The 24,932-nt window shown below is 53.1% G+C and carries 21 protein-coding genes; 18 read left to right on the top strand and 3 right to left on the bottom strand.

Annotation, left to right across the window (positions count from 1 at the left end; genetic code table 11):
* Positions 1-10: 10 nt before the first annotated feature.
* A complete protein-coding gene (locus tag ACW44H_RS12225) occupies positions 11-586 on the top strand; it encodes an acyl carrier protein phosphodiesterase (protein ID WP_457504743.1) in 576 nt (191 codons plus the stop codon).
* 34 nt (positions 587-620) lie between these two features.
* Complete coding sequence (locus tag ACW44H_RS12220) at positions 621-1,076, top strand: YcgN family cysteine cluster protein (protein WP_457504742.1); 456 nt, start codon at positions 621-623, stop codon at positions 1,074-1,076.
* Between the two features lie 11 nt (positions 1,077-1,087).
* Here ACW44H_RS12220 and ACW44H_RS12215 read toward each other — a convergent pair whose 3' ends face one another.
* Positions 1,088-1,243, bottom strand: a complete 156-nt coding sequence (locus ACW44H_RS12215; protein ID WP_457504741.1) for a hypothetical protein — start codon at positions 1,241-1,243, stop codon at positions 1,088-1,090.
* A gap of 179 nt (positions 1,244-1,422) precedes the next feature.
* Complete coding sequence (locus tag ACW44H_RS12210) at positions 1,423-3,516, bottom strand: S9 family peptidase (protein WP_457504740.1); 2,094 nt, start codon at positions 3,514-3,516, stop codon at positions 1,423-1,425.
* Between the two features lie 62 nt (positions 3,517-3,578).
* Here ACW44H_RS12210 and ACW44H_RS12205 point away from each other — a divergent pair, with 62 nt between their 5' ends.
* From ACW44H_RS12205 to arsJ, 16 genes are all read left to right on the top strand, one after another.
* Positions 3,579-4,004 (top strand): hypothetical protein, encoded by a 426-nt coding sequence (locus ACW44H_RS12205; protein WP_113270919.1) that lies wholly within the window; start codon positions 3,579-3,581, stop codon positions 4,002-4,004.
* Between the two features lie 46 nt (positions 4,005-4,050).
* A complete protein-coding gene (locus ACW44H_RS12200) occupies positions 4,051-4,830 on the top strand; it encodes a class II glutamine amidotransferase (RefSeq protein ID WP_113270920.1) in 780 nt (259 codons plus the stop codon).
* 204 nt (positions 4,831-5,034) lie between these two features.
* Positions 5,035-6,705, top strand: a complete 1,671-nt coding sequence (locus ACW44H_RS12195; RefSeq protein ID WP_457504737.1) for an AMP-binding protein — start codon at positions 5,035-5,037, stop codon at positions 6,703-6,705.
* A gap of 131 nt (positions 6,706-6,836) precedes the next feature.
* Positions 6,837-10,841, top strand: a complete 4,005-nt coding sequence (gene hrpA / locus ACW44H_RS12190; protein ID WP_457504735.1) for an ATP-dependent RNA helicase HrpA — start codon at positions 6,837-6,839, stop codon at positions 10,839-10,841.
* Between the two features lie 169 nt (positions 10,842-11,010).
* Positions 11,011-12,132 carry a beta-ketoacyl-ACP synthase III gene (locus tag ACW44H_RS12185; RefSeq protein WP_457504733.1) on the top strand — a complete coding sequence of 374 codons (1,122 nt, stop codon included), beginning with the start codon at positions 11,011-11,013 and terminating at the stop codon, positions 12,130-12,132.
* A gap of 40 nt (positions 12,133-12,172) precedes the next feature.
* Entirely contained in the window at positions 12,173-13,042 is an 870-nt protein-coding gene (locus ACW44H_RS12180; RefSeq protein ID WP_457504732.1) for an MlaA family lipoprotein, read from the top strand.
* Between the two features lie 8 nt (positions 13,043-13,050).
* Complete coding sequence (locus ACW44H_RS12175) at positions 13,051-14,244, top strand: PP2C family protein-serine/threonine phosphatase (protein WP_457504731.1); 1,194 nt, start codon at positions 13,051-13,053, stop codon at positions 14,242-14,244.
* The gene (locus ACW44H_RS12170) at positions 14,234-14,752 is read left to right on the top strand and encodes an STAS domain-containing protein (RefSeq protein ID WP_457504730.1); all 519 of its coding nucleotides are present in this window, start codon (positions 14,234-14,236) and stop codon (positions 14,750-14,752) included. The genes ACW44H_RS12175 and ACW44H_RS12170 overlap by 11 nt, the downstream gene beginning before the upstream one ends.
* Before the next feature lie 139 nt (positions 14,753-14,891).
* The gene (locus ACW44H_RS12165; RefSeq protein WP_457504729.1) at positions 14,892-16,088 is read left to right on the top strand and encodes a multidrug effflux MFS transporter; all 1,197 of its coding nucleotides are present in this window, start codon (positions 14,892-14,894) and stop codon (positions 16,086-16,088) included.
* Positions 16,085-16,819: a sulfite exporter TauE/SafE family protein gene (locus ACW44H_RS12160; RefSeq protein WP_457504727.1), complete on the top strand. Its 735-nt coding sequence runs from the start codon at positions 16,085-16,087 to the stop codon at positions 16,817-16,819. The genes ACW44H_RS12165 and ACW44H_RS12160 overlap by 4 nt, the downstream gene beginning before the upstream one ends.
* Positions 16,820-16,945: 126 nt before the next feature.
* Positions 16,946-17,956 (top strand): PstS family phosphate ABC transporter substrate-binding protein, encoded by a 1,011-nt coding sequence (locus tag ACW44H_RS12155; RefSeq protein WP_457504726.1) that lies wholly within the window; start codon positions 16,946-16,948, stop codon positions 17,954-17,956.
* A 154-nt stretch (positions 17,957-18,110) separates the two neighbouring features.
* On the top strand, positions 18,111-19,361 hold the full coding sequence (gene pstC, locus ACW44H_RS12150; RefSeq protein WP_113270929.1) for a phosphate ABC transporter permease subunit PstC: 1,251 nt from the start codon (positions 18,111-18,113) through the stop codon (positions 19,359-19,361).
* An 18-nt stretch (positions 19,362-19,379) separates the two neighbouring features.
* Positions 19,380-20,546: a phosphate ABC transporter permease PstA gene (gene pstA, locus ACW44H_RS12145; protein ID WP_457504724.1), complete on the top strand. Its 1,167-nt coding sequence runs from the start codon at positions 19,380-19,382 to the stop codon at positions 20,544-20,546.
* Between the two features lie 26 nt (positions 20,547-20,572).
* On the top strand, positions 20,573-21,412 hold the full coding sequence (gene pstB / locus ACW44H_RS12140) for a phosphate ABC transporter ATP-binding protein PstB (RefSeq protein ID WP_113270931.1): 840 nt from the start codon (positions 20,573-20,575) through the stop codon (positions 21,410-21,412).
* A gap of 159 nt (positions 21,413-21,571) precedes the next feature.
* Positions 21,572-22,588, top strand: coding sequence for an ArsJ-associated glyceraldehyde-3-phosphate dehydrogenase (locus tag ACW44H_RS12135; protein ID WP_457504721.1), 1,017 nt, complete (start codon positions 21,572-21,574; stop codon positions 22,586-22,588).
* Positions 22,589-22,622: 34 nt separating this feature from the next.
* Positions 22,623-23,849 (top strand): organoarsenical effux MFS transporter ArsJ, encoded by a 1,227-nt coding sequence (gene arsJ / locus ACW44H_RS12130; RefSeq protein WP_457509021.1) that lies wholly within the window; start codon positions 22,623-22,625, stop codon positions 23,847-23,849.
* Between the two features lie 3 nt (positions 23,850-23,852).
* On the opposite strand, the gene arsB is transcribed toward arsJ, so the two are convergent.
* On the bottom strand, positions 23,853-24,923 hold the full coding sequence (gene arsB, locus ACW44H_RS12125) for an ACR3 family arsenite efflux transporter (RefSeq protein WP_457504720.1): 1,071 nt from the start codon (positions 24,921-24,923) through the stop codon (positions 23,853-23,855).
* Positions 24,924-24,932: the final 9 nt, after the last annotated feature.

Raw genomic sequence — 24,932 nt, 5'->3', positions numbered from 1 at the left:
ACAGCCGTTTATGAATTTTCTTGCCCATGCCTGGCTGGTCAGCGCGGGTAGCGATGATTTTCTCTATGGCAATTTAATCGCCGATGGAGTTAAAGGGCGCGATTTAAGTGATTGGCCCGTTGCCACGGCTCAGGGGATTCGCCATCATCGCCGTGTCGATGCATGGGTGGATAGTCATCCAAGCGTTGTGAATGCACGGCGGCGCGCGCCAACCGGCCAGCGACGCTATGCGGGTATTGCCCTGGACATGATGTGGGACCACTTTTTGGCGCGGGATACGGCGGGGCAGGTAGATCAGGAAGAGATTATTGGGCGATGCTATCGGCTGCTCTCTACCCGCTCTGCGCCGAACCGGCTGGCGGGTATGATGCCGTTACTCGTCGAGCATGACTGGTTAAGAGGCTACGCTGATTTTGATTTTACTTGCCGCGCGATAGCGGGGATCGGGCGCCGTTTGTCTGGCCCCAATCAGCTTGCCGCCCTGGTGCCCTGGCTGCGTGACGATTACCGAGTGCTAGAGAACGATTTTCAAGCATTATGGCCAACGCTGTTGGCTGAATTAAGCCACACCGATACACCAACATAAAACGTGTTTCCGTGTGGTCATGAAGGAGAAGTCGATGGAAACAGCGATGCGCGAACGCTTTTGGGAGCGCTTTACTCTGGAGGAACTGACGCCACCGGAGTGGGAGGCGCTGTGTGACGGCTGCGGGCAATGTTGCCTGTTAAAGTTGCATGATGAGGACACCCAGGAACTGGCGGTGCTTAACGTTGCCTGTCGCTTGTTAGACATCAAAAGCTGCCAATGTAGCGATTATTCTAATCGTTTTGACAGCGTTCCTGACTGCACCCAGCTTACACCGGCCTTGGTTAAAGAGTTCACTTGGTTACCACAAAGCTGTGGCTATCGGCGCGTGGCGGAAGGGCGCAAACTGGCAGGTTGGCATCCGCTTTTAAGCAATGACGCCGAGCGTGTGCATCGCAAGGGTATTAGCGTGCGTAGCTTTGCCGTGTCGCAGGACGAAGTGCCAGAGCAGCAGCTAGAGTCACACATCATTGCCGTGTTGCCTATGTAATTCCTACCGTTTTAAGCACTGGGCTGTCGCTTAGGGGTATCCCAAATAGATAAAAACGCTTCTTTAACCGGGGTAAGAATTTTTTTATCGGGCGTTGGGCTAGCTACCTTTACCTTTGGTTTACGTGGTGTGTCCCAGATAGTGGGAAAGTGCTCTTGATGGTTCATTTGCTTCACCTAAAGACTAAACGATAGTTTATACGACTAACGTATAGTATGGCGTAAGATTAATGATGATGGAATAGTTTTTGGAAACTATTTTCATAAAATTCATCTTATCATTAAAAAGCAGTGCCTTTGCACTGCTAAAATAACGCCTGGAAAATTTACTTAGTTAGTAGCTCTCGCTAGGTTGGCGAGGGCTGTGCCAAACCTAGCGCCCAAAGGATAAACGCGTCTTGGCGCGCGGCATCCCGCCAAGCTTTGAAGCGGCCGGAGGCGCCACCGTGTCCACTGCTCATATCCGTGCGCATCAAAATAGGCGCTGAGCCCTGCTGTTGTTGCGCCACTTGCGCATAAAACTTGGCGGGTTCCCAATAGCTGACGCGGGTGTCAAACCAACTGCCTTCAATCCAAAGCGCAGGATATGACTGAGTCTGGATGTTATCGATAGGCGAATAATCGCGTATTCGGGTGGCGACTTCCGGTTCTTCCGGGTTGCCCCATTCACTGTACTCCGCAGTAGTAAGAGGAAGATCGGGGTTCTGCATAGTACGCAGCACATCCAAAAACGGTACGTCTAGTAGGGCGGCGCAGAACGCTTCAGGGGCGCGATTGATACAAGTGCCCACCAGTAGCCCCCCGGCACTGGCGCCATAGGCCACAATTCGCTGTGAGTCACTAACGCCCTGTTCAATCAGCTCTTCGCGGGCAGCCATAAAGTCGTTAAAGCTGTTTTCTTTATGGGCCATCTTGCCGTTTAAATACCAGGGCTCACCGCGTTCACCACCCCCCCTTACGTGGGCGACGGCAAAAGCCGCGCCGCGTTCAAGCAGTTCCAGCCGAGCGATGGAAAACCAGGGATCGAGAGCCTCGCCGTATGCACCATAGCCATACAACAGCGTGGGTAAGGGCTGATCGGCCAGGTCGGCACGCATGACCACCGAGACAGGGACTTGCTCACCATCCTGGCTTGTCGCCCATAGACGCTTGCTTATTAACTGTTCCGGCTGCAAGTTGCCATATACAGGTGCGCGTTTCAGCAGTGTCCGTTCGCCGTTGGTCAGATCGAGCGCGAACCAGCTGGGTGGCTGAGTAAAAGATTCTTCGCGTAGGCGCAATACCTGACTATCGAAGTGCGGCTCGTCTTCAAGCATCTGCGAACAGGGCTGCTCGGGCAATGTCAGGTATTCATCCAGTGTGCAGTCATGCTGTGCGTCAAGTACCAACCGCCGCAAACGCACCTGCGCCTGGTCATGATCACGTTCAGCCAGCATCAGTCCCCAAGAAAACGCATCAACGCCCTCCAGCGTGGCCTCTTCACGGTGGCTAATTAATGTTTGCCAACTAGCTTGAGAATAGCCAGGCTGGCTATCAGGCAAATAATCGAGTTGAAAATGAGCGCCTGCTTGGTTATGTAGGCGATAATAAAAACCTGGGCGGTGGTCGATGCTGTACTCAACCCCCGGTTGGCGCGTCTGAATGCATAGCGGCTTCGTGGCAGGGGTGTGGGCGGGCACCAAGTGGATTTCGCTGGTGTCTTTTGAACCACTTTCAAGCAGCAGCCATGACCGCGAACGCGTTTTGCCGATGCCGAGCCAAAACTCTGGATCCTCTTCACGTAGCACCAGTACGGGCTCTTTTGAAGCACTAGGATCGGCTAGCGACAGCGGTAAACGCCAAACACTATCGGGTCGCTGCGTGTCATCAAAGCGAGTAAACAGCAGGGTGGCCGTGGTGGCGGTTTGGTCCTCTGCCCAGCACAGGCCCGCACCAATATCGTTAAGCAGTGGTATGGGCGTGCCGCTGGGGAGTGCTTTCAGCCAGAGTGTAAACCGCTCATCGCCTTGGGTATCTTCTGTCCAGGCTAGCCACTGTTCATCGGGTGAGAGGGCCATATCGCCCATGTCGTAAAAATCGTGCTTTGCGGCGCGGGCGCTAACATCGAAAAAACATTCATGTTGTTCAGGTTGGCTATTGGGGTGACGCCACCAGCTTGGGTAGTTGTCCTCGGCGCCAGTCTTGCTCCAGAACGTGAAGTGATCAAGCGTTGTCTTAAGGCTGGTCACAGCTAATTCGCGGCGTGCGAGGTGGCTCTGGTATAACGTTTCCTCTAACGGAGCGAGCGGAGCAAACCAATCGGCTTGTTGTTGGTTGGCGGCTTCTAAAAAGGCGGTGACTTCTGGGTCGTTGCGCGCTTCTAGCCAGTGCCATTGCGGGTCATTAGCGCGATAATAGCGCGCAGCGGGTAAACCTGTGTGTATGCCTTGCTGTGCTTTCATAAATTGATAGGTACCATAACGAGAAATTAACGTCGGGTGAGTTCACCCACATGAGGGTTATTATGCTGTTTGCAGATTCAACATTACTGCTGTGGTTGAGTTATTACGGGCTGTCGTTGTTAGTGATTGTCGCGGTCTACTTTGCGTTCACTTTTCTGCCTCGCTTGCCACGCTTAGTGCTGACCTGGGCTGTCGCTGGGGCGATATGGGCACCCGCCAGTTTCCGGTTACCGCTCATAGAGGAGGGGGAATTCTATACCGGTTGGGCACCTTCGGCGATGGTGGCAGCGGTTGGCTTTTTAGAAAACAACGGCGCCGCATTACGTGGCGGCTTGATGTGGCTGGTGTTGGGTGTGGCGCTAGGCGCGCTGATAGGTGTCGCATTGTGGTGGTGGCGTCGGCCTGGCGAAGTTGAGTATATTGCCCAGGAAGAGGAGCGTGCCGATGATGACGAAGCGCCACGCCGTCGTGAACCGGTGATTGGTTGATGAATCACTTAGGAAGCTGGTTGGTATCTGGGCATGTGTGAAGCGTATGTGTGAACTGCTTGGCATGAGTGCCAATGTGCCCACCGATATCTGTTTTAGCTTTTCGGGCTTTTTGCACCGCGGTGGGGGCACTGGCCCTCATCGAGATGGCTGGGGAATTGCCTTCTACGAAGAGGGCGGTTACCGCGATTTTCGTGACCCACATCCGTCGGTTGATTCACCTATCGCCCGGCTGATTTGCGACTACCCGATTAAGTCCCACGTGGTGATCAGTCACATTCGTCAAGCTAACGTGGGCGGCGTTAGGCTCGCCAATACCCATCCTTTCACTCGTGAAATGTGGGGTCGGCCTTGGTGCTATGCGCACAATGGCCAATTAAGTGGCTGGGAGAGTCTCGCATTAGGCAATTATACGCCTGTCGGTAACACGGACAGTGAGCACGCCTTTTGCTGGTTATTGGGAGAGCTGAGGCGCACTTTCCCTACGCCGCCTACTGAGCCTGAAACACTGTGGAAATGCTTGCATCAGCTATGTGAGCAGCTAAGAGCGCTGGGCGTCTTCAATATGCTGCTGTCTGATGGCCGGTATTTGTATACTTTTTGCACCACTAAGCTGGTCCACATTAAGCGTTGCGCTCCCTTCGGTGAGGCCGAGCTTTCCGACGCTGAAATGACGGTTAATTTCGCTGAACACACCACCCCTGATGATATTGTGTCGGTAATTGCTACTGAGCCTCTCACTCATAATGAAGTCTGGCAGCGTATGGTGCCGGGGGAGCTGTTGGTTTGGTGCGACGGTGAAATCCAGGCGCGTTATTGCCCATAATAGACTGAGTCCTTTACGTTATTGAGAGAAGGCTTGTTTTTTTTCGGTGCTTTCAAATAGGCTAAAGTTGAAACGTAAGTTTTAATCGAACGTTTTACAGCCTGTCGTGGGTCGTATATCGTTGGGCCGATGAACTTAGCCACAATAGCCTAGTGACAACAACAAGGTCGGTGATCACGCCGACACGATTAGCGGAGATTGCCCATGAGCGAACACGCCAACGCCGCCGTTTTACGTGGCCCAGCGCTTGAAGGGTTGGATCAGTACGATTCAGTCACGGATGTTTTTCATACCGCAGTAGCACGTTTTAAGGATAAGCCAGCCTTTTCCTGCATGGGAAAAACGCTCACGTTCGCCGACCTTGATTGCTTATCTGCAGATTTTGCCGCTTGGCTAGAGCATGAAACCGACCTTGTCCCCGGGGATCGTATTGCTATTCAGCTACCCAATGTACTGCAGTTTCCTGTGGCGGTGTTTGGCGCGCTGCGGGCAGGCTTGGTGGTGGTCAATACCAATCCGCTTTATACCGAGCGGGAAATGGCAAATCAGTTCAAAGACTCCAACGCGAAAGCCATTCTCATCTTGGCCAATATGGCGGATAAGCTTGAGAAAATACTTGATAAAACAGATATCAAGCATGTATTAGTTACCCAGCTTGGCGATTTGCACGACGTGCCCAAACGCTGGTTAATTAATGCGGTGGTAAAGCACGTTAAGAAAATGGTGCCGGCCTATTCGCTGCCTGGGGCGATTGGCTTTCGCGATGCGCTGAAAAAAGGCAGTTCGCTTAACCATACCGAGGTCAAGAAGACGCCCGACGATTTAGCAGCGCTTCAATACACCGGTGGCACCACAGGGACACCGAAAGGGGCAATGCTGACGCACCGTAACTTGGTTGCCAATATGTTGCAGGCCCGTGAAGCTATTGGCGCCCACCTGACCGATGGCGAAGAAATGGTCATAGCGCCACTGCCGGTTTATCATATTTATACGTTTACCGTTAACTGCTTGTTTTTGATGGAGACAGGTAATCACTCTTTGCTCATTACCAATCCACGTGACCTGGATGGCTTTGTTAAAGAGCTCAAAGGGCTGCCCTTCACTGCCTTTATCGGCCTCAACACGCTATTTAATGCACTGTGTAATCGGGACGACTTCAAGCAGCTCGATTTTTCCAAGCTGAAGCTGACTATTTCAGGCGGCATGGCGCTGACCAAAGCCGCGGCACAGCGCTGGGAACAAACCACGGGTTGCCCGATTGCTGAAGGGTATGGTCTGACTGAAACATCGCCGATCGTTAGTTTTAACCCCACCGATGCGATTCAACTAGGCACCATTGGTAAGCCCGTGGCGGGCACTGCAGTGAAAGTCGTGGATGCAGACGGTAAGGACGTAGCAATGGGCGAGCCAGGAGAGCTATGCGTCCAAGGGCCGCAGGTAATGAAAGGTTATTGGCAGCGCGAAGACGAAACCCGTGCCTCTATCGATGAGGATGGCTGGTTCCACACCGGCGATATTGCCATCCTTCAGGAGGATGGTTACATCCGGATTGTGGACCGCAAAAAAGACATGATTCTGGTCTCTGGCTTTAATGTGTATCCCAATGAAGTCGAGGATGTAGTGGCTGCTCACCCGGATGTGCTTGAGTCAGCGGCGGTCGGCGTGCCGGATGAAAATGCTGGTGAGGCGATCAAACTGTTTGTAGTGAGTAAGAATAGTCAGCTTGATGAGCAGACGCTACGCCAGTGGTGTAAAAAAGAGCTCACCGGTTACAAGGTGCCCAAGTACATCGAGTTTCGCGATGAATTGCCTAAAACTAACGTGGGCAAAGTGCTACGCCGTCAACTTCGCGACGAAGAACCCACAAAAGTGTAACCTTTAAATGACGTCTCAGTGCTGTGGTTAGGCGTCTCGGAGCTGAAAGCGTTACACTATACGACCCGCTCAATTGAGCGGGTTGATTTTTTATAACTCTTACTAAAATCTCTTGTTAAATGCCCAAGCGAATGGAAGCCGACTCAATCGTGACCACCGAGACATCTCCAGCTCCCTCCGATAGCCAACGCCTCGCTGCGCTGAAACAGGCCGTAGGTGAAGTGATGTTGCGCGATGCAGAACGGCTGGAACGACGCCTGGCCGGTTTGAGCCGACGTCTGCGAGATAACAAGCCGATTAGCCGTGGGTTGCAGGAAGTGCAGCGCGAGATCAGTCGCGCTCGGCAGCAACTTAGCCAGCGTGAGGCCCAGCAAGTCACGCTTAACTATCCGCCAGACCTGCCGGTGGTAGAGCGTCGCGAAGATATTCTTAACGCCATACGCGATCATCAGGTTGTGGTGGTGGCGGGGGAGACCGGTTCCGGCAAAACCACCCAGCTACCTAAGATGTGCTTGGAGCTGGGGCGAGGTCGCCGGGGCTTGATTGGTCACACCCAGCCACGTCGTTTGGCCGCCCGTAGCGTGGCCAGTCGTTTGGCAGATGAGCTGGAAGTCACCCTGGGCGACCAAGTCGGCTATCAGGTCCGCTTCACCGACCAGAGTAGCCCGAGCACACTAGTCAAATTGATGACCGACGGAATTTTGTTGGCCGAGACGCAACATGATCCGCTGTTGTTGCGTTATGACACGATTATTATCGACGAGGCCCACGAACGAAGCCTGAATATCGATTTTCTGCTTGGCTACCTCAAGCGCTTGCTCCCCAAGCGGCCCGACCTAAAGGTTATCATTACCTCGGCGACCATTGATGTTGAGCGCTTTGCCCAACATTTCGGAACGACGAAAACGCCAGCGCCAGTGGTGGAAGTCACCGGGCGGACCTATCCCGTCGAGGTGCACTATCGGCCTCTGGTGCGTGACGAGGACGATGAAGAAGACCGCACTCTGCAAGAGGGAATTTTGCATGCGGTGGAAGAAATTGAAACCATTGAACGTGAGAAAGGTTGGCTGCACGGCCCTCGGGACGTACTGATATTTTTGCCCGGCGAGCGTGAAATCCGTGAAACAGCGGATACCCTACGCCGTGCCGAGCTGAAAGGTACCGAAATTCTACCGCTCTACGCCCGGCTTTCGAACGAAGAGCAAAATCGCGTATTTGCGTCCCACCGTGGGCGGCGAATCGTGCTTGCTACCAATGTCGCCGAAACATCGCTGACGGTGCCTGGGATACGCTACGTGATCGATCCCGGCCTCGTGCGTATTAGCCGCTATAGCTACCGCTCTAAGATCCAGCGTCTGCCGGTGGAAGCGGTTAGCCAAGCCAGCGCTAACCAGCGTAAAGGACGTTGTGGTCGGATCGCCGAAGGCGTTTGTATTCGCCTCTACAGCGAAGAAGATTTTTTATCCCGGCCTGGCTTTACCGATCCTGAGATTCAGCGCACCAACTTGGCGTCGGTAATTCTATCGATGCTGGGTCTTAAGCTCGGCAATATAGAAGCATTTCCGTTCGTTGATCCGCCCGATAGTCGCTTTATCAAAGACGGCTTTCGTTTGCTGTTTGAGCTTGGTGCGGTGGATGAACAGCAGCACCTCTCACCGCTTGGTCGTAAGTTGGCGCGGTTGCCGATTGATCCACGCCTGGCACGAATGGTGTTGGCGGGCGCCGAGGTCGGTAGCTTGCGCGATGTACTGATTGTGGTCTCGGCTTTGGCCATACAGGACCCTCGAGATAGGCCAGCAGATAAACGCCAAGCCGCCGATCAGGCGCATCAGCGTTGGCATGACCCCGATTCAGACTTCGTCGCCTTGTTGAATCTGTGGCACGGCATTGAAAATGCCCGTGAGGCGCTGTCGGGTAATCAGCTGCGCCGTTGGTGTCGTGAGCACTACATCAACTATCTGCGTATGCGCGAGTGGCACGACACCTTCCGCCAGCTCCGCCAATTGCTGCGCGATATGGATATTGAGGTGCCCGCGCCGACGCCGCGGGATGAAGACGAGAGCGAAGAGCAAGCACGCCAAGCACGGCGTAAAACCTCCGGTAAAGTGCACCAGGCGCTGCTGTCTGGGCTACTCTCCAATCTGGGTACGCTGATTGAGAACCGGGAGTATCTGGGCGCCCGCAACCGGAAGTTTATGATCCACCCCGGCTCAGGATTGGCTAAAAAATCGCCGAAGTGGATCATGGCATTCGAAATGGTGGAGACATCGAGACTGTTTGCTCGTACTGTGGCCAAAATAGATCCACAGTGGATTGAACCTCAAGCACAGCATCTGGTTAAGCGTAGCTACAGCGAACCGCATTGGGAAATGAAGCGCGCGCAGGTGGTGGCTTTTGAGCAGGTAACACTATTTGGTCTGCCGATCGTAGCGCGGCGCAAGGTACATTACGGCCCGATAGCACCACAAGAATCACGCGATTTGTTTATTCGTCGTGCGCTGGTCGAAGGTGAGTTTCAGACCAAAGGCGCTTTTTTTGATCATAACCGAGCGTTGATTGACGAAGTTGAAGCACTGGAAGATCGCGCTCGCCGGCGTGATATTTTGGTCGATGAAGACACGCTGTTTGATTTTTATGACCAGCGAATTCCGGCCGAAATCGTCAATGGCAAGGGGTTTGAGCATTGGCGTAAGCAAGCCGAACAACGCGACCCCAAATTGTTGCATTTCGATCTGGATTCGCTTAAAGCGCGTGACGCCGGGGACGTCACCCAGGCGCAGTACCCCGATCATTTAACCCTGGCGGGTGTAGCGTACCCGGTTAGCTACCACTTTGATCCCGAAGCGGAGGACGATGGTGTCACGTTGACCGTACCCGCCGCGATGCTTCCGCAGGTGCCTGTGCACGCACTAGAGTGGCTGGTGCCAGGATTGCTGCGCGAAAAATGCATTGCACTGATGAAATCGTTACCCAAAAGTATTCGCCGCCAAGTAGTGCCGATTCCCGATTGGGTCGACGCGGCACTTGAAACCCTGGTGCCCGACCAACGCCCGTTAACCGAGGCGCTAGGGGAATTTATTCGACGCCGTACATCGACACGGGTACACCCCGACGACTGGCGTTTAGACCTGCTCGAACCGCATTTAATCATGAATATTCGTGTAGTTGATCACGCAGGCGAAACCCTTGGGCAGGGGCGTGATCTCCGTGCGTTAGAGCAACGCTTTGAAGCGGCAGCCAGCGCTGGTGTGCAGGCGTTGGCTGAACAGGTCAGTCATGAGCCTGCTGTTGCAGGCCTACCCAAAACGCCGCTCCCCCCGTCACGTGTGACTACCCAGGCAGGCATTCGCGTAGAGGCGTATCCTGCCCTGGTAGCCGACGCCAGCGAGTTCAAGGTGGCTTTGTTTGATCACCCGGCAAAAGCAGAGGCCGCCCATCAGGAAGGCATTGCGCGGCTAGCCATCGCCAAGCTGCCCGAACAGGCCAAAGTGATCAAACAGTTGCCCGGAGTAGAGAAGTGCGCGCTGCTGTTTGCCAAAGTGGGTAGCAAGCAGGCGTTGATCGACGATCTATTGTTGGCCGTGTTTACTCAGGTGGTTGCTCAGCACCCACTGCCGCGCTCAGATGACGAGTTCAGACTGCGGCTAAAAGAGACACAGCCCCAGCTCGTTGGCGAGGCCAAAGCACTGCTAGTGAAGGTGGATGCCGCGCTGCAGGGCCACCTTGCAGTCAGCAAAGTACTAAAAGGTAAGCTCAATTTTGCCTTGGCACTGGTGTATAGCGATGTTAGTGCACAGATGCAGCGTCTGGTCTACCCGGGCTTTATTCGTGATGCCGGAGAGTGGCTGGATGAATATCCACGTTATACCGAGGCGGCACTGATTCGGCTTGAAAAAGCTGCCCGTGAGCGTGGCCGCGATCTAATGATGATGCAGGACGTCCAAGCGCTAGAAGCCCGTTTTGATGCCCGCCGCGAAAGCGAACGGCGAGGGCAAGTGGAAAACCCTGAGTTGGTTGCTTTTGGCTGGTGGTTGCAAGAGCTTAGGGTCTCACTATTCGCCCAGCAATTAGGCACCCATATGGCAGTCTCAGTGAAGCGACTTGAAAAGCGTTGGCAAGAAATAGTTAGCGCTTAGTGAGTTGCCGGAGAAGCCGTTGGAATGAGTATTTGAGAATAGCGGTTGAAAAAGCTGCTGGAAAAACCGCTATTTTACGCACACAGTAACAGTATGGGTTCGCCGTAAGTTACGCGCTCGCTATTGATGATGGCCAGTCACGTCGGCAAGCCGCTAAGAGGAGATAGGCATGACACATGTGGTGATTACCGGTACAGGACTCTATACACCGGAACACGCCATTGATAATGCGGCCCTGGTGGCGGCATTTAACACGTGGGTAGACGCTGAAAATGAGCAGCACGCTGAGGCGATTGCGCGAGGTGAGCGAGAGCCGCTGGCTCACTCCAGCAGCGAGTTTATCGAAAAAGCCTCAGGTATTAAGAGCCGCTATGTGCTCGATGCGTCGGGTATTCTTGACCCACAGCGCCTAAGGCCTAAACTGCCTCACCGGGGCAATGATGAACCTTCTATCCAGTGCGAGATGGCAGCTGTTGCTGCCCGACAGGCATTGGCCGCTGCTAAGGTAGATGCCGCGGACATTGAGCTGGTTATCGTCGCCTGCTCGAATTTAGAGCGTGCTTACCCCGCCGTGGCGGTAGAAGTACAGCAAATCTTGGGTACCAGTGGTTACGGGTTTGACATGAATGTGGCCTGCAGCTCTGCTACGTTTGCCTTGGAAACGGCTGCAAACGCGATTGCCTCTGGCAGCGTAAAGCGTGCACTGGTAGTTAACCCGGAAATTTGCTCGGCGCACCTGAATTTCCGAGACCGTGACAGCCACTTCATTTTCGGTGATGCTTGTACCGCGATGGTACTTGAAAGCAGCGCCGTCGCCGTTGCCGATGAGCAATTTGAGATCCTTGGTACACGCCTGATAACCAAGTTTTCCAATGCGATCCGTAATAATGCTGGTTTTCTCAACCGGGTAACGGACAGCGACCCGCTGGCGTTGGATAAGCTTTTTGTGCAGGAAGGAAGGCGGGTATTTAGAGAGGTCTGTCCGATGGTTGCCCAATTGATCACGGAGCATCTGGCGTCTTTGGAATTAAGCGGTGACGATCTTAAGCGCATGTGGCTACATCAGGCCAACCGCCACATGAACGATTTAATAGCCCGCAAAGTACTGGGTTACGACCCAAGCGAAACCCAGGCACCGATCATTCTGGATCGCTACGCGAATACCAGTTCAGCGGGTTCCATCATTGCTTTTCATCTCCATCGCGAGCAGCTAGTGGAGGGTGATGTTGGTGTGATTTGTTCGTTTGGGGCAGGTTATAGCGCTGGCAGTGTCGTCATTCGCCGCCTCTAAGCCTCTGTATACGTGCTGCACAATTAAAAAGGAAAATGTCATGTGGCAGTGGTTAAGTAACGAAAAAACGGCGCTTTCGCTGCGCATCAAAGCATTACCGCTACTGTTGGTGACGCTACTAGCAACCGGTGGCTGCGCGAGCACACAAACAGCGGAAAATGCAAACCCTGACGATCCATGGGAGGGTTTTAACCGTAAAGTGTTTGCGTTTAACGATGTGCTGGATCGCTATGCGTTGAAGCCAGTGGCAAGAGGCTATCGCACCATTACCCCTGACCCGGTGGAAACCGGGGTAGGCAATTTTTTCGCCAACTTAGGTGAAGTGCGTAATGCGCTCAATAGCGTGCTGCAGGGTAAACCGGCCAACGCGGGTCTCGCCACATCCCGTTTTTTGATTAACACCACGGTAGGTTTTGGCGGGCTGCTTGATCCTGCAACCCGTATGGAAATTACCGCCGATGAAGAAGATTTCGGCCAAACGTTAGCGGTATGGGGGTGGGAAGATTCGCGTTATCTGGTGTTACCTTTCTTCGGCCCCAGCACACTGCGGGACACCACCGGTATGCCGGCTGATATGGCAGCCTATCCCGTTACCTATGTCGACGACGATACTGTTCGAGTAAGCCTTACCGCACTCAATCTGATTGACACGCGTGCGGGTTTGCTTGATCAGGAAGAGTTGATTCGTGGTGATCGCTATCGTTTTATTCGTGATGCTTATTTACAGAGCCGCCAATTTGAGGTGCACGATGGGGAATTGGGTGATGATCCGTTTGCCAGTGACACCTTTGATTTTGATGATAGCGACTTCGATGATAGCGACTTCGATGACAGCGACTTCGATGACAGCGACGTTGATAACAGTGATGGGGATAATAGCGACTTTGGTGACAATGACGTCACCGATTGAGGCTGATAATGGCTCATACTAAGCAGTTGATCGCGGTGATCGACGAACCAGGTCATGAGCGCGATGCACTGGCTGAAGCGATTACCTGTGATGGTATGTGGGTGTATGCAGCGGATAACATCGAACACTTGCCCGCTGACACGGCACTTATTGTTGCTCATGCTCGTGCAGTATCCAGGCAGCAGTGGTCGCAGTTAACGCGCCGCCTGCCGACCCTGGTGGTTAGTGACTCGCGTCAGGACGCCGACTTGATCAAAGCAGTTGATGTAGGGCTAGTGGACTATATAGTCCACCCCCTGCGTCACGCCGAGCTGCTACGACGAATGATCCGCAAGGCCATTGAACTCAACGATTTGGCGCTGGAGCGCGAGCGTGACCATGCGCGGCTGGCGGAGTTAAATGAGAGCCTAGAGACACACCTGGCGTTGCTGCGGATGGATCAGCAGAGCGGGGGGCATATTCAGCGGCGTTTGTTACCGCTGCGGCCCAAAGTGATCAACGGGGTATATTACGACTACATATTTGCGCCTTCGCTCTATTTGTCCGGTGATTTCCTCGATTACCAACGCTATAACGAGCGCTACAGTGCCTTTTATTTCGCCGATGTGTCAGGGCATGGCGCCTCATCGGCGTTTGTTACCGTTCTGCTCAAATATTTATGCAACCGCTGGCTGAGTGAGTGGGATGGTCAGCAGCCGGAGAATCTGCCACCTGATTGGTTAAAGGCGATGAACCGTGAATTGCAGGGCACCGACATTGGCAAACATGCCACCTTATTTGTCGGTGTTATTGACCATGAGGCGCATACTCTGCACTATTCGCTCGGCGCACAGCTTCCCATGCCTCTTTTAGCGGCAGAGGGAGAGTTACGCCGTTTAGAAGGTGAGGGAATGCCGGTAGGCCTTTTCCCCGATGTGGAGTATCCTTCCCTGAGTTGTGCATTGCCGAATAAATTTCGTCTATGGCTCTGCTCAGATGGAGTATTGGAATGCTTGCCGGGTAAAACGCTCGACACGCGGCTCAAGGAACTTGAGCAATTAGTAAGCGAGAGTGTCACGCTTGAGCAGTTGCGCGAACGGCTAGCCAAAACAAACGCACTTCTTGCAGAAGGAGATGCGGAGTTTGATGCCAACCAAGAGCGCGATGCTTTACCCGATGATCTAACAATCATGATGGTGAGCGGATTTGGTCATGCTGATTGAAGAAGGCCGCATTAAAGCGGCGTTCGATTCTGGTGTTTTTGTTTTAAAACTGTGTGGTGATGTGCGCTTGACGCTCTGCGCCACGTTGGATTCCCAAGCCCAACGTCTCGCCGAGACGCCGGGTCTGCGTGCCGTATTGATTGACCTGCGCGAAGCTACCAACGTAGATTCTACGGCGCTTGGCTTTTTGGCTAAGGTCGCAATGGCGGTAAAAGGACGCCTGGAGCAGTCGCCGACAATTATTGTCGATAATCCTGATGTACGGCAGATGCTGGATGTGATGGGCTTTGCGCGCTTTTTCACGCTGATGGAAGCGCCGTTACAGCAGCCAACCACTCTTAACGATGCCCTTGAAGAGTTGCCTGAAGAACCCGCTGACGAGGAAGGACTACGCGATCGCATTCTGGAAGCCCACCGTATTTTAATGCATATGAACGAGCATAACCGTGAGCAGTTTCAGCCGCTGGTTGAGATGCTTGAGTCGCAAGACGCCACGACGCACAACTAAGCTCTCCTTACCTTGATAAGCCCCTGGCCATCTCCAAGGGCTATTGTTCGATAGTACCCACCCCGACAAACGCCTTAAAATCGGCTATGATTAGCGGCCTATCTATTCCAGTGCGTGCATTATCGCCTTAAGGAGACCCATGGATCTTAATCCTCGCCGGGTAGCACTGTTGGTGGCCGCCAATACGGCGCTGGCACCCTTTGCTATCGACGCTTATTTGCCTGCCATGGGTATAATTGCCGAGAGCATCGGGGCCAGTATTCATCGTACTGAACTCTCCATCAGCGTATTTTTGTTCGGCTTTGCGCTGGGCCAACTCTGCTTTGGCCCGCTTTCGGATCGCATGGGCAGAAAGCCAGTGCTTCTAGGTGGACTGGTGGTGTTTATGCTGGCGAGCTTAGCCATTACGATGGCGGACAGTTTGCCCACATTGCTGGCATGGCGGTTTATACAAGCACTGGGGGGCGGAGCCTGCGTGGTCAATTCGGCGGCAATAGTGCGCGACTGCTTTAGCGGGCGCGAGGCCGCCAAGGTGATGTCCACCATGGCGATGATTATGATGCTGGCGCCGCTGGTGGCGCCAGCCGTGGGCAGTTTGCTGCTGCATGTTGCCGGTTGGTGGCTAATCTTTGTTTTTTTAGCCGTCTATGCCGCCTTTTTACTGTGGTTGTTGGGAACACGACTGCCTGAGACTCGTGATATGTCGTTACCCGCCGCATCACCGCGCCAAGTCATACGCAACTATGCTAGCGTGCTTAAGCATCGTGAAGGCATGGGCTATATTTGCGCAGTGGCAGCCTCTTTCGCTGGCCTGTTTGCGTTTGTGACCGCTTCGCCGTTTCTCTACCTTGACTATTTTGGCCTGTCTCCCGGTGTCTATCCGCTCGTTTTTGGCGTCAACGTCGTGGTCATCGCGCTTTCTAATCGGGTCAATATCCATTTGTTGCGCAAGCGTACACCGCAACAAAATTTACGCTTGGGACTCCTCGTACAGTTAATAGCTGCGCTGGGGCTAGTCGCAGTGACCGCCCTCAATATTGCGTCGCTAGTGATTGTGGTGCCGCTGATTATGCTGTTTACCGGAATGATAGGACTAATTACGCCCAACGCAATCTCATCGTTGTTGGATCATTTTGGCCATATTAGCGCTACGGCAACGGCACTGTTAGGAGGCATACAATTTACCTGTGGTGCTCTGGCTGGGGTAATGGTGGGGTTGTTTGAAGTTGAGCATCTTTGGCCAATGGTACTGACGATGCTGGGTGCCGCTTTGCTGGGGAATATTGGCGTACGCAAACTAACCAGGGCCCCCGCCGTAAATGAGCAACAGGGATGAATAGCCTGCTGGCCTGGGTTAACTTACCGCTCAATACTTGGTTAGCTTGTTCAGCCGTGCTGCTGCTGGGAGCCTTCGTCCAGCGCGCGACCGGCTTCGGTTTGGCCGTTATCGGCGCGCCTCTGCTGCTGATGCTTGAGCCAAAACTGGTGCCCGTTATTCTCGTGCTGTTTGGTTTTACCGTCTCGCTGTTGATGGTGCGTCACTACTGGCACGAGGTGCGGCTCGACTCTATCGGCATGGCATTAGTGGGGCGCCTGCCTGGCAATGCGTTGGGAATTTGGCTATTACTCGCCGCTCCCATGTTTCTGCTAGAAAAACTGATTGCGGTCATCGTGCTGTTTGCTGTGCTCGTTACACTGTGTCGCTTTCGATTGCCGGTCAACCGAATAACGCTATTTGGTGCCGGTGTGGTATCTGGCATATTTGGCACCGTTGCTGCTATTGGCGGTCCGCCCATGGTGCTGTTAATGCACGGCTTGCCAGCTGATCGCGTGCGGGGAAACCTTGCCGCCTTTTTCATCTTGACCTCAATGTTGACCTTAATCACCCTCGCCTTGGCTGATCAGATCCAGTTGTGGCATTTTCAGGTCGCGCTTACTTTTTTACCCTCGGTGTTGATCGGCAATGCTATCGCTGATGCTATTGCGCACCGCTTGGATAGGCGCCTATTACAAGGCGCATCGCTGGCCTTATGTACCTTCGCTGCATTAGCACTTTTGTGGCGATGAAGAATTTGGTTTAACCCGCCTGGTAATAATTTCTCACCACTTACTCACTGTCATGAAGTTGTCATCGAACCAGTGCAAGGTATGCCTTGCGAAGGCCAGATCCCTACATGAACAGGAGTATTTCGCATGAACCGTATTCTAAAAACCACCGTGCTCGCGGCTGCCATTATGAGCGTTGCCGGTGTTGCTCAAGCACGTGATCAAATCCGTATCGTAGGCTCCAGTACCGTTTATCCATTTGCCAGCTACGTAACTGAAGAGTTCGGTGCTACGACTGGTAATCCCACGCCTGTTATCGAATCAACCGGTTCGGGCGGCGGCTTGCGTCTGTTCTGTAATGGTGTAGGTGAAGGCACCCCTGATATCACCAACGCTTCACGTCGCATGAAAGTGTCTGAGTTCGAGCGTTGTGAAGAGAACGGCGTTACGGACATTACCGAAGCTAAAATCGGTTCTGACGGTATCGTTTTGGGCCAATCAAGCTCCAATGATGACGTTGAGTTTACTCTAGAGCAGCTTTTCCTGGCCGTTGCGGCACAAGTGCCTCAGGACGGCGAGCTGGTCGATAACCCCTACACCAATTGGAGTGATATCGACTCATCGCTACCAGACCGTGAAATCTCCATCTATGGTCCGCCGACTACCTCTGGTACCCGTGACGCGTTTGAAGAACTGGTCATGGAAACGGCTTCTGAAGAGATGGACGAGTATGAAGAAGCCTATACCGAAATTCGCTCTGACGGTGTTTACATTGATGCCGGTGAAAACGACAACCTGATCGTTCAGCGCCTGTCTGAAGACACCGGTGCCTTTGGTATCTTCGGCTACTCTTTCCTCGAAGAGAACACTGACACGATTAGCGCCGCCAGCATTGAAGGTGTCGCGCCAGAGGCTGATGCGATTAGCTCAGGTGAATACCCGATTGCACGCTCACTGTGGTTCTATGTGAAGAACCAGCACGCTGAAGAAGTGCCGCCAATGTATGACTATGTCGACATGTTTATGAGCGAGCAGATGATTGGCGAAGATGGTTACCTGCGTGATATCGGCCTGATCGTTCTGCCGGAAGATGAGCGTGAAGAGTGGCGTCAGGCGGTAGCAGACCGCACTACCATGTCAGCAGATGTTCTTAAGTAATTAGTTTCGTTAGAAATAAAAATGGCCGACAGCGTAAGCTGTCGGCCTTTCGTCTTTGCGGCAGTTATATATTGGCGTTTGTCACATTGCTGTAATGTTTGTGCCCCAAAGTAGTCGCCAATACGATTTCATTAGGTAATGCGAGAGAAATTCGATGCAGACTAACCAGCTTCTTCTGATTTTTTGCGGTGCGTTACTGCTGCTGGGGCTGCTAGCGTTTTTTGCTGGCCGTTCAAAAGCCGCCCGCCTACGCAGTGCTGGAACGGCTATGTTTGCTCAGCCAGATCAATACGCTTGGTTTACCGTGCTCTCGACCGCCGGGCCAGCCGTGCTAGTGAGTACGCTGGGCGCTTTTGTTTTGCTAATAATGGGCGCAGACATTCCAACGCTTTATCTGCTGGCGGCGAGCTTAGTGATAGCAGCCATAGGGCTGATGGTGAGTCTGAATCAAGTCAAACCTGATTTTCACGCCCGTCAGGCCATTGAGCGGGTAATCCGCTTGGTCTTGGCCGGGGCAGCGTTAATCTCGATTTTCACGACGTTCGGTATTTTGTTCTCGATCATTTCCGAGGCGCTGCGTTTTTTCCAAATGCACAGCTTTTGGGAATTTATTACCGGCACTACATGGAATCCCGGCGCAAGCTTTTTAGCATCAGCGGGTCGTGGAGACGGGGCTGGTGCAGAATTCGGCTCAGTACCGCTATTCGCCGGTACCTTTATGATTACCGCCATCGCTATGCTGGTGGCGGTGCCTATCGGTTTGCTGTCAGCGATTTACATGTCAGAGTACGCGCCGCGTAATGTGCGCACTATCGCGAAACCGGTTTTGGAAGTATTGGCGGGTATACCCACTGTTGTATACGGCTTTTTCGCGGCGATTACGGTGGCGCCGATTATCGTCAACATCGCCGGATTTTTTGGCCTTGATGCTTCTTACAATAACGCCGTCGCGCCAGGTGTGGTGATGGGTATTATGATCATACCGTTTATCTCATCGCTCTCCGATGATGTGATCAACTCGGTACCGGATAGCATGCGTCAAGGGTCGCTGGCATTGGGGATGACTAAAGGGGAAACCATTCGTGATGTAGTCATCCCTGCCGCGTTGCCAGGGATTATCTCAGCAGCGCTGCTAGGTATGTCGCGGGCGCTGGGTGAAACCATGATAGTGGTAATGGCCGCAGGTATGCGCCCCAACTTGACCGCTAATCCGCTGGAAGATATGACCACGGTGACAGTGCGTATTGTGGCGGCTTTGACGGGCGACCAAGAGTTTGAAAGCGCGGAGACGCTGTCTGCCTTCGCACTTGGTTTAGTTCTGTTTGCTGTCACGCTCACACTTAACTTGGTGTCTGTGCTGATGATCCGTCGCTTCCGCGAAAAATATCGCGTGAATAACCTTTAACGCTGAGGAACTGTTTCGATGAGCCATACTTTTGACGAAATCAGCCAGCAGCTTAAGCGGCGTCACCGCAAATCTGCCCGCTTAAAGTGGATTTCCATGGGATCGTTGGGCCTGGCAGGCTTATTCCTAGTGTTGTTTTTTGCCGACATGCTGACTAAGGGGCTGCCTGCTTTCCAGCAAGCGTACGTACAAGTAGAGATCAACTATACCGAAGAAGCAGCAACCGACGGACGCCAAGCGTTCGATGAAGAGTTACTTCCCATTATCAGTCGAACGATGGTGCGTGTGATCCCGATGGAGCTTCGCAACAATCCCGGCATGATCGGTACCAGTGAAGAACAGTGGGTGTTGGCGACCAGCGAGGTGGATCAATACCTAAAGGGCCACCGCAATAGATTGAGCACCGAGCAGCAAGAGACCATTGATGCGTTGGTAGAGTCTGGCAAGGTAGATTTACGGTTTAATAAAACGTTTTTTACCAATGGTGATTCAAAGATTGCTGAGTATGCAGGGATTTTATCGGCCGTGGTCGGTACCGTGATGACCATGATCGTAACGCTGGCAATTTCGTTTCCTATTGGCGTCATGACGGCGGTCTATTTGGAAGAGTTCGCGCCGGATAACCGCTTTACCCAAGCTATTGAAATCAATATCAATAACCTGGCCGCGATTCCGTCGATCCTATTCGGTTTGCTAGGTTTGGCGATCTTTATTAACTTCTTCGGAGTGCCGCGTTCGTCGCCGTTAGCCGGTGGTATGACGCTTGCGCTGATGACATTGCCGGTCATTATCATTTCCACGCGGACAGCGCTGCGCAGTGTGCCGGATTCCATTCGTCACGCTGCATTTGGGGTAGGCTGTTCACGCTGGCAGGTCGTACGTGATCATGTTTTACCGTTAGCCATGCCTGGCATTATGACCGGCTCCATTATCGGCCTTGCGCAAGCGATGGGTGAAACGGCGCCGCTGATTATTGTTGGGATGGTGGCGTTTATTCCTGATGTGAGCGCTTCATTTACCGAAGCAGCGACAGTGTTACCTGCGCAAATATTTACTTGGTCAGGTGAACCTGAGCAGGCGTTCGTAGAGAAAACGGCCGGCGGTATTTTGGTACTACTCACCATACTCATTTCACTCAACGCTTTTGCCGTTGTGTTACGTAAGAAATTTGAGCGCCGCTGGTAGGCCAGTGCGTTATAGAGGACATTGCTATGAATAGCCAAGCACCTGTAATGAACGACCAGCATGAACCAGCCGTTGGGCAGCCCTATACACGTAACAATCAGGCCTGCCATGATTTAAGCATCCGGGTCCGCGATTTGAACCTGTGGTATGGCAAAAACCAAGCGCTGAAGAATCTTAATATTGATCTATTCCAGAAAAATGTGACGGCGCTGATTGGCCCTTCCGGGTGTGGTAAATCGACCTTCTTACGCTGCCTCAACCGCATGAACGATTTGATTCCTAGCGTGCGTACGGAAGGGTTGGTCGAGATGGATGGGCGTGACGTTAACGCGTCTAAAATGGACGAAGTGGCGCTGCGCCGGCGGGTAGGGATGGTATTCCAAAAGCCAAATCCCTTTCCGAAATCCATTTATGAAAATGTAGCCTACGCGCCGCGTATGCACGACTTGGTAAGCCGTAAAGCTGAGCAGGATGAACTGGTTGAAAAAGCATTGCGCGACGCGGGGCTGTGGAACGAAGTGAAAGACAAACTGCAGGAACCGGGCACCTCTCTGTCAGGTGGTCAGCAGCAGCGGTTGTGTATTGCCCGTGCCATTGCGGTTCAACCCGATGTGATTCTGATGGATGAGCCAACCTCAGCGCTTGACCCAATTTCGACAGCGACTATCGAAGATTTAATGGATAAGCTGAAAGAGCAGTTCACCATTATTACGGTGACGCATAACATGCAGCAGGCGGCGCGGGTAGCGGACTATACGGCCTTTTTCCACCTGGGGGAAATCATTGAGTACAACGATACGAAAGTAATGTTCTCAACCCCGGCCAAGAAAAAAACCGAAGATTATATCTCCGGTCGTTATGGCTAATTAACGCCTACTTAGCAGGCCCACAATAGAACAGTGGGCCTGCTTGATTTTGTATTTTTTTAATCACAAATATATGTTTTGGCGTATATTTGGGGCAGCTTTCGAGATACAGATAGCGCAGCAAAACGGGCGCCGAGCAAATTAAGATTAGGAGTCATTATGGCACTGCGTATTGGTATTAATGGTTTTGGGCGTATTGGGCGCTTAACGCTACGCAGTCTGTGGCCGCAGATTGAGGCGGGCAGCGTTGAGCTTTCACGTATCAATGACCCTGGCGGTGATGCGGCAACATTTGCCCACCTGCTGGAGTTTGATTCGGTACACGGCCATTGGGTCCCAGGGCAGGGCATCGCGGCAACTGATAACGCGATCGTTATCGATGGTAAATCTATTGCTTTTAGCGCTAATAAAGCAATTGCCGATAGCGACTGGTCAGGCAGCGATGTCGTTATCGAATGCTCTGGCAAAATGAAAACCACTGAAAAGCTTCAAGCGTATCTCGACCAAGGCGTCGGACGTGTAGTAGTGAGTGCGCCTATGAAAGAAGCGAGCGTGCTCAATGTGGTGGTGGGAGTAAATGATCATCTTTACGACCCAGCTCAACATAAGATCGTCACTGCTGCCAGCTGCACCACCAACTGCCTGGCACCGGTGGTCAAGGTCATTCAGGAAACGTTTGGTATCCGCCACGGTTCCATGACTACCGTGCACGACATCACCAATACCCAAACGATTCTGGATGCCCCGCATAAAGATCTGCGTCGTGCGCGCGCTTGCGGCATGAGCTTAATACCCACCACCACCGGTTCAGCAAAAGCCATCACAGCCATTTTTCCAGAGCTGGAAGGTAAGCTAAATGGCCATGCGATTCGTGTGCCCCTGGCTAACGCTTCCCTTACCGATATGGTGTTCGAGCTTGCGCAGGAAGTGACGGTAGATCAGGTTAATCAGGCGCTTAAAGCTGCCGCCGATGGTGAGCTTGCCGGTATCCTGGGCTACGAAGAGCGCCCGCTGGTATCGATTGATTACCGCACCGACCCGCGCAGCTCGATTATTGATGCACTCTCTACCATGGTAGTCAACGGCACTCAGTTAAAACTCTATGCCTGGTATGACAATGAGTGGGGCTACGCCAATCGTACCGCTGAGCTGGCGCTAATCGTCGGGCGTGAGTAGGTAGGCGGTGAGCAGGTGGCTCGTGGCTGAATCAATGCTGGGAAGGGTAAAGGCGCTACCTTTCGAGGTGCGCCAGTACATGCTGATTACCGGCAACTACTGGGCGTTCACGATCACGGATGGCGCCTTGCGCATGCTGGTGGTCATGCACTTTCACCAGTTGGGCTACTCGCCGCTAGAAATAGCCATGCTGTTTCTGTTTTACGAAGCTTTCGGCGTGGTGACTAACCTGGTAGGTGGCTGGTTGGGTGCGCGGTTAGGGCTCAACCGCACGATGAACGTAGGGCTGGGACTGCAAATTATTGCCCTCGCCATGCTGATGGTGCCCGCTAGCCTGTTGACAGTCGCTTGGGTAATGGCCGCTCAGGCGCTGTCGGGGATTGCCAAAGACCTTAATAAAATGAGCGCTAAAAGTGCGGTTAAGGTGTTGGTGCCCAAAGAGAGCGTCAATGCCAATAGCGCGCTTTACCGCTGGGTAGCGATGCTAACCGGCTCTAAGAATGCGCTAAAAGGGCTGGGTTTTTTTGTCGGCGGGCTGCTGTTAACGTTGATTGGTTTCCAGGCCGCCGTATTTGTGATGGCGGTGATGCTGGGTGGCGTATTGCTACTTTCACTGCTACGGCTCAAGGCGGATTTAGGCCGCCAAAAAATAAAGCCCAAGTTCTCAGAAATTATCTCAAAGTCACGCGCGATTAACGTGCTCTCTGCGGCGCGTTTTTGCCTGTTTTCGGCGCGGGATGTGTGGTTCGTCGTAGCACTACCGGTGTTTTTATACGACCAGCATGGTTGGACACACTGGACGGTGGGCGGACTGCTGGCGATATGGGTGATCGGTTATGGCGGTGTACAAACCCAGGCACCTAAATTAACCCGGCTAATCAGAGGGGATGCGCGGGCGCTTACTGCTGGTTGGGCGGCGGCGCTGGCGGTATTGGCGATTTTGTTGGCGATGCTGCCCTTGGCGCAAGTGGGCTGGCTGGTGGTTGGGTTGCTCGCCTTTGGGGTGCTGTTTGCGATCAATTCCAGCTGGCACAGCTATTTGATCGTGCATTATGCTCGCGCCGATGGCGTCTCCATGGATGTCGGCTTTTACTATATGGCCAATGCCATGGGGAGATTGATGGGCACGCTACTGTCGGGCTGGTTGTATATGGCTTATGGGCTGAGTGCCTGCCTGTGGGTGTCCGCGGCCTTAGTGGCAGCGAGTGCCTTAATGGCGCTAGCGTTGCCACAAGGCAGTGATTCTAAAACGCGTCAGTGAAAGTCATCCAGCTGGAAAATGATGCCGGGTTTTATTGGCAATTCTTACCAGCGCGAGCATCAAAGGGACTTCAACCAATACACCGACGACCGTGGCCAGTGCAGCGCCCGACTGTAAGCCAAATAGCGCGATAGCCGCTGCCACCGCCAGTTCAAAGAAGTTGCTGGCGCCGATCATCGCCCCCGGTGCGGCAATGTTATGCGGTAATCGCCAGGCTTTAGCCCAGCCATAGGCAATAAAAAAGATTAGAAAGGTTTGAATAATCAGTGGTATCGCGATCAATACGATATGCAGCGGATTATTGAGAATGACCTCGCCCTGGAAAGCGAATAGCAGCACCAGGGTAATGATCAAGCCAATGGGGGTGATCGGGCTAACGCGCTTCATAAACACGTTGTCGTACCACTCAGCGCCGCTCCTATTAATCAAGCTTTGCCGCGTGATATAGCCCGCTGCCAGTGGAATCACAATATACAACACCACCGACAGGGCGACGGTGTCCCAGGGCACTTGAATATTGGAGATGCCTAGTAGGAAGACCACAATGGGGGCAAAGGCAAACAGCATGATCAGGTCGTTGAGCGCCACTTGCACCAGGGTGTAGGCGGCGTCGCCGCGGGTCAGGTAGCTCCATACAAACACCATGGCGGTACACGGCGCGGCGCCCAGCAGAATTGCACCGGCTAGATACTGACTGGCTAGGTCGGCGGGAATAAACGGTCGAAAGATCACCATCAGAAATAGCCAAGAGATGGCGAACATAGTGAAGGGTTTAATCAACCAGTTCACCGATGTAGTGATGATCAAACCTTTGGGCTGACGGCGTACGCCCAGAATCGAAGTGAAATCAATTTGCGCCATCATGGGAAATATCATTGCCCAGATGAGTACCGCTACCGGAATCGACACCTGCGCCACTTCAAAGCGAGAAAGCGTTTCCGGTACCGCTGGGATAAATTGTCCAACTAGGATGCCCACCACAATGGCGAGTGCTACCCATAGCGTAAGGTAGCGTTCAAACACGCCCATGCCTTCGGTGGTGGAGGGCGAGGCGTCGTCATATAGTGCTGGCATATGAAGCTC

It is taken from the genome of Vreelandella sulfidaeris Esulfide1, assembly GCF_054072535.1.
The sequence above is the reverse complement of the archived record's forward strand: the minus strand, read 5'-3'. Positions and strand labels throughout refer to the sequence as shown.

Bases quoted from the DNA above. Each gene is read 5' to 3' on its own strand.
- ACW44H_RS12225 (WP_457504743.1), top strand. From the start codon at position 11: ATGAATTTTCTTGCCCATGCCTGGCTGGTCAGCGCGGGTAGCGATGAT.
- ACW44H_RS12220 (WP_457504742.1), top strand. From the start codon at position 621: ATGGAAACAGCGATGCGCGAACGCTTTTGGGAGCGCTTTACTCTGGAG.
- ACW44H_RS12215 (WP_457504741.1), bottom strand. From the start codon at position 1,243: ATGAACCATCAAGAGCACTTTCCCACTATCTGGGACACACCACGTAAA.
- ACW44H_RS12210 (WP_457504740.1), bottom strand. From the start codon at position 3,516: ATGAAAGCACAGCAAGGCATACACACAGGTTTACCCGCTGCGCGCTAT.
- ACW44H_RS12205 (WP_113270919.1), top strand. From the start codon at position 3,579: ATGCTGTTTGCAGATTCAACATTACTGCTGTGGTTGAGTTATTACGGG.
- ACW44H_RS12200 (WP_113270920.1), top strand. From the start codon at position 4,051: ATGTGTGAACTGCTTGGCATGAGTGCCAATGTGCCCACCGATATCTGT.
- ACW44H_RS12195 (WP_457504737.1), top strand. From the start codon at position 5,035: ATGAGCGAACACGCCAACGCCGCCGTTTTACGTGGCCCAGCGCTTGAA.
- hrpA (WP_457504735.1), top strand. From the start codon at position 6,837: ATGGAAGCCGACTCAATCGTGACCACCGAGACATCTCCAGCTCCCTCC.
- ACW44H_RS12185 (WP_457504733.1), top strand. From the start codon at position 11,011: ATGACACATGTGGTGATTACCGGTACAGGACTCTATACACCGGAACAC.
- ACW44H_RS12180 (WP_457504732.1), top strand. From the start codon at position 12,173: ATGTGGCAGTGGTTAAGTAACGAAAAAACGGCGCTTTCGCTGCGCATC.
- ACW44H_RS12175 (WP_457504731.1), top strand. From the start codon at position 13,051: ATGGCTCATACTAAGCAGTTGATCGCGGTGATCGACGAACCAGGTCAT.
- ACW44H_RS12170 (WP_457504730.1), top strand. From the start codon at position 14,234: ATGCTGATTGAAGAAGGCCGCATTAAAGCGGCGTTCGATTCTGGTGTT.
- ACW44H_RS12165 (WP_457504729.1), top strand. From the start codon at position 14,892: ATGGATCTTAATCCTCGCCGGGTAGCACTGTTGGTGGCCGCCAATACG.
- ACW44H_RS12160 (WP_457504727.1), top strand. From the start codon at position 16,085: ATGAATAGCCTGCTGGCCTGGGTTAACTTACCGCTCAATACTTGGTTA.
- ACW44H_RS12155 (WP_457504726.1), top strand. From the start codon at position 16,946: ATGAACCGTATTCTAAAAACCACCGTGCTCGCGGCTGCCATTATGAGC.
- pstC (WP_113270929.1), top strand. From the start codon at position 18,111: ATGCAGACTAACCAGCTTCTTCTGATTTTTTGCGGTGCGTTACTGCTG.
- pstA (WP_457504724.1), top strand. From the start codon at position 19,380: ATGAGCCATACTTTTGACGAAATCAGCCAGCAGCTTAAGCGGCGTCAC.
- pstB (WP_113270931.1), top strand. From the start codon at position 20,573: ATGAATAGCCAAGCACCTGTAATGAACGACCAGCATGAACCAGCCGTT.
- ACW44H_RS12135 (WP_457504721.1), top strand. From the start codon at position 21,572: ATGGCACTGCGTATTGGTATTAATGGTTTTGGGCGTATTGGGCGCTTA.
- arsJ (WP_457509021.1), top strand. From the start codon at position 22,623: ATGCTGGGAAGGGTAAAGGCGCTACCTTTCGAGGTGCGCCAGTACATG.
- arsB (WP_457504720.1), bottom strand. From the start codon at position 24,923: ATGCCAGCACTATATGACGACGCCTCGCCCTCCACCACCGAAGGCATG.